3 protein-coding genes and 1 pseudogene are annotated in these 4,862 nt (G+C 68.6%); 2 read left to right on the forward strand and 2 right to left on the reverse strand.

Annotated features, from left to right (window positions below; translation table 11 throughout):
- Nucleotides 1-1,235, forward strand: a pseudogene (locus ACFXN1_RS20035) (hypothetical protein); the annotation flags it as partial.
- Nucleotides 1,236-1,395: 160 nt separating this feature from the next.
- Nucleotides 1,396-2,265, forward strand: coding sequence for a sulfite exporter TauE/SafE family protein (locus tag ACFXN1_RS20040; RefSeq protein WP_379438441.1), 870 nt, complete (start codon nt 1,396-1,398; stop codon nt 2,263-2,265).
- A gap of 111 nt (nt 2,266-2,376) precedes the next feature.
- Here ACFXN1_RS20040 and ACFXN1_RS20045 read toward each other — a convergent pair whose 3' ends face one another.
- Complete coding sequence (locus ACFXN1_RS20045; protein ID WP_379438443.1) at nt 2,377-2,586, reverse strand: hypothetical protein; 210 nt, start codon at nt 2,584-2,586, stop codon at nt 2,377-2,379.
- 340 nt (nt 2,587-2,926) lie between these two features.
- Nucleotides 2,927-4,675: an NRAMP family divalent metal transporter gene (locus tag ACFXN1_RS20050; protein WP_379438444.1), complete on the reverse strand. Its 1,749-nt coding sequence runs from the start codon at nt 4,673-4,675 to the stop codon at nt 2,927-2,929.
- Nucleotides 4,676-4,862 lie beyond the last annotated feature (187 nt).

Below are 4,862 nucleotides of genomic sequence, written 5' to 3' on the forward strand. Positions count from 1 at the left end.
GGGCCGGGGAGGACGGCCGGTTCGTCTGCTATCCGGGTGTGGAATGGTGCGGCACCGCGGGCGTCGGCGGCGACCACAATGTCGTATTCCTCGGCGAGGACACCACTCTCGCCCGCTCGCTGAGCTGGCACGCGAACATGTCGAGCACCACCCCCGTGCCCGAAACCTGGCCCATCACAGAGCTGTACGCGGCCTACGACAAGGACCCCGGCTCCTACCTGCTCATCCCGCACGTCGGCGGTCGGCGCGCCGTCCTCGACTGGCATCACCCGGAATTGGAGCGGCTGATCGAGGTCCACTCCACCTGGGGCTCGAGCCCCTGGTTCCTCGAGGACGCCCTCGCCCGCGGGCTGCGCCTGGGCGCCAGCGCCGCCAGCGACGAGCACCGCGGACGGCCCGGCAGCGGTGCGCCCGGCGCCAATATCTTCGGCGCGGCCGGCGGCCTGACCGGCGTGCTCGCACCCGAGCTGACCGCCGCCGAGGTCGGCCGGACCCTGCGCGCCCGGCGCACCTGGGCCACCACCGGCGCCCGCGCCGTCGCCCTGCTGCGCTCGGGCGATCGGTGGATGGGTGATGATATCGTCTCCGCCGCAACCGAACTCGATGCCGAGTACGCCGTGTACGGCACCACCGGATGGGAGGAGATACGGCTCTTCGACGCCACCGGTGAGGTCTGGCGGCGCGACCTGCACGCCGAAACCGGCTTGTCGGACACGCTCGTTCGCGTGCGCTGGGGCGGGGCCCGCCATCGCGATCGGTATCGCTGGGCGAGCTGGACCGGACGAATGCGGATCACCGGCACCGACGTCACGGCCGCCGAGCCCTGGGCGGCCCTGCATCCCGAACAGCAGATCGCTGCTACCGGCAACGAAATCACCTGGCGCACAATGACCTACGGCGCGGATATCGGCGTGGTCCTGACCCTCGGAGCGCTTGCCGACGCCCGCTTCGAGTTGGAGACGACCGTGCGCGAGGACGATCGGCGCGGCACGCTCGAGGTGACCGGTGCCGAGCTGATCCGGTCGGTCCACCGGGAACTTGCCATGGGCGGGCTCGATCTCCGGCTTCGGATCGAACGCATCGCCGACCCGGCCGGGCTCCCGGTCAGCGTGCGCGGCGCCGTGACTCTCGCGGTGCCGCCGCGCGACAGTGCCGTCTACCTTCGCGCCCGCCAATTCGACGGCCACCAGGCGTGGACCAGTCCGCTGTTCCTCACGCGTACCGAAAACTGCTGAACCCCATGACTATTCCCGCCCGCATCAGGCTGATCCGCCGCCTGCACATCGACCTGATGCGCATCACCACCGCATCGTGTGAGGCCTCCGGCACTCCTCCCCGATTCTCCGCACCGCGCGCCGAGACCGGCCGCGCGTCATCCTCAGAAGGCACACACACATGCATTCCCCCACCCTGGGCGCCGTCGGGCTCGTCATCGGGTTCTTCGTCGGCCTCACCGGCATGGGCGGCGGCGCCCTGCTGACCTCGGTGCTGGTCCTCGGCTTCGGCATCCCACCCCTGGCCGCCATCTCCAACGACCTGTTCGCCTCGCTCATCATGAAACCGTTCGCGGTCCCGGTTCACCTGCGCCGCAGAACAGTTCACTGGCGGCTGGCCGGGCTGCTCGCCCTCGGATCGGTTCCTTCGGCCTTCCTCGGTGCGGTCCTGGTCGGTGTGCTCGGCCACGCCGCGGCCGTCCAGAACAATCTCAAATTGGCCATCGGGGTCGGACTGACCCTGTCCGTCGTCTTCACCCTCGTGCGCCAAGCGATCGAACGCCGACGGCAGAGCCCGCTCGCCATCGACGACCTGCCGCTGACGATCCGTCCCGTCCCGACCGTCCTGATCGGAGTCCTCGGCGGCCTGCTCGTCGGACTCACCTCCGTCGGTGCGGGCGCGGTCATGATGGCCGCACTGGTGATCGTCTACCCCACCCTGCGCCCCAACCAGCTGGTGGGCACGGACATCGTGCAGGCCATCCCCCTCGTCGCCGCCGCCACCCTCGGGCACCTGCTGTTCGGCGATGTCCGCCTCGCCCTCACCGGATCCCTTGTCCTGGGCGCGATCCCGGGCGTGATACTCGGCGCCCTCTTCTCCTCCCGCTCCCCCGCCGCGATCATCCGGCCCGCCTTCACCGCCGTCCTCACCGCCTCGGCCCTGGCCCTCCTCCACGCGACCATCACCGTCATCTCCCTCGCCGCGGCCTTCGCACTCACCGCCAGCGTCCTCCTCACCACCGCCAAGCCTCGACTAACGGTGACGGCGTAGAGCAGGGGTCCGACAAGGAATTCAATCGGACGATCGGTCAACGGCCGGTGAGAGGCCGGTGAATGCTACCCGGTCACGGTACGCAAGCATCAGCCGCGCGGAGCGAGATGCCTAGCGGGACTCGACCGCCGCGAGCATCGTGTGCGATCCGATTACGCTGCGCAGCACGCCGACGCCGGCGGTGAGCGCGGCACCGCCAGCTGTCCAGCTGACACCGGCGGGTTGTGAGGTCAGTACCACGACGGTGTAGCGCAGCGGTTGCCCTGGGTCGGAGCCGACAAGACCGGTCGTGTTCATGGTCGTCGAGGTGTCCAGGGTCATCCAGCCCTGCTTGATCGCCGTGGTGGTGCCGGGGAGGCCGTCGGGGATGCATCCTGGATCGCAGACTGCATCTGCTCGGCCAGCGCCGCGGGTGATCCAGCGGGTCGCCCCGAATTCGTAGGCGCTGCCGACGCATCGAGAGGCACCGCCCGGAGAGCGGCAAAGGCAAGAAGGCCGGCCGTGATGCCCATCCGCCACAGTGGAAACGAACGAATTGGGCGCGCGACCGCGCCAGCGGTGGTTTTCCGCATCGGTATGCTTTCGAAACTTCGTGGCTTGAAACCGCACGCTCCCGGTGCCGTCACCGCGTAAGGAGGTGACGGCGCCGAGCGAATCGCGTTCAGCCGGTGATGGACTGGAAGATCTTCACGCCCACCAGGATCACGGCGATCAGCAGGTAGCCGCGCAGCGCGATCATGCCCGCCATCCGCCCTGGCGAGAACGCGGGTCGTTCGAGGGTGTCCAGCGCCGGAGTGCGCCAAGTGTCGCGATCCTGCTCCAGAATCGCCTTGCGCTCGGCTCGCGAGAGCGGGGTCGAGTTGAGCTCCTCGACCTGGTCTGGGTCCAGGCCGCCGAGCTCGGCTGCGGTCTGTTCGGTCGTCCTGCGGTCGGCGCGGCGCTTGGCAACTGCGATACCGAGACCGCCGAACAGACCGACACCGACACCGATTCCGAAGCCGATTTCCAGCTGGGTTGTGGTCAGGTCCGGGAAGAAGGTGGCTGCGGTCAGCGCCAGCGACAGCAGCACCAGCGACCAGACGATGACGCCCGCGACGACGTTCTGCCGGACCGTGTTCACCCACGGACCGAGCACCGCCTTGTCATTGCAGAGCAGGACCAGGAACACCGTGGCCGAGGGCAGCAGCACACCCGCCAGCGCCTGTACGCCCTGGGTCAGCAGGCCGAGCACGTGATCGGGACTGAAGGAAACAGCGGCGGCGACGGCGAGCAGCGCCGCGTAGCCGGCGTAGAAGATCGGCGCTTCGGTGATCTTCCAGTGCAGTGAGTGCCGCTTGCCGAGGGTGTCGCCGAGGGCATACGTGGTGGCCAGCCCGACGGCGTTGGCGCCGATCAGCGAGGCGTCCAACAGCAGGATCGCGAACAACGCCCCCACGGTTTTACCCATGTTGTCGCTCAGGCCCTGAGCCACGGCTCCGGCGTCGGTGAAGTTGCCCATCATGGCGGGGCCCAGACCGAACGCGGCGGCGGCCATGATGGCGACGGCCCCGATCATCACCACGACGATGCCGACCCAGAGGTCGATGCGCTCGTAACGGATCCAGCGCGGCGTGATGCGCTTGTCGACGATGTTGGACTGCTGAAAGAACAGCTGCCACGGGGCGACCGTGGTGCCGACGATTGCCACGATGAGCAGCAGTAGCGTCGAGTTCAGGCCGCCCGGGAACGACGGGATCAGGCCGTGGGCGGTGTCTTTGGCGCTGGGGTGCACCATGAACGCGAGTGGGAACATGACGATATTGACGGCGATGAGCCCGAACAGGAATCGCTCCCACCGCCGGAACGAACCGCCCGCGACCATGGCGAACAGCAGCACCGCCGCCAGCGGCACCGAAATCGCCTTGGGCAGCCCGAAGTAGTTGAGCGCCATGGAGACGCCGATGAATTCGGTGACGATGGTGAGCGCGTTGACGATGAACAGATCGCCCACGCTGAACGCGCCCCAGAACTTGCCGAAGCGGTCGAAGATCAAGCGCGCGTGGCCGACTCCGGCGACCGCGCCGAGACGGACCACCATTTCCTGGTTCACGTAGAGCACCGGGATCAGCAGCACCAGGGTCCAGACCAGCGCCATGCCGTAGTTTTGCCCGGCCTGCGCGTAGGTGGCCACCCCGCCGGCGTCGTTGTCGCCGACCATGACGATCAGGCCGGGGCCGATCACGGCCAGCAGCATCTTGAACTTCTGCCAGCGGGTGCGGCCCTCGAGGGTGTCGTGCTGGCCGATGGAGCCGAGCGCACCGACGATGTCGCCGACGTGCGCGGAGTCCATGACCGCGCCAGTCGGGGTGGCGCCCGCGGGTGAGGTGACGGTGGTGGTCCGGCGGGTTGCGCCGTTGGAGAAGAAGGCCATCGCCGTTCCCTCCCTTCTTCACTTGTATTGCTGCACAGCAGATCTGGTGTACGTGGAAAGGGGTGCCGGGGGGGGGGCGGGTGGGGGGGGCCGCAGCGGGTTCGGTTGGGGGTGTTTGCCCCCCCTGGTGTTCTGCGTGGGGAGAGGGTCCCCCCCCAGAGGAGGTTGTGACAACCCCCCCCCCCCC

Origin of the sequence: Nocardia sp. NPDC059154 (assembly GCF_042755705.1) — a bacterium.
GTDB lineage: Bacteria > Actinomycetota > Actinomycetes > Mycobacteriales > Mycobacteriaceae > Nocardia.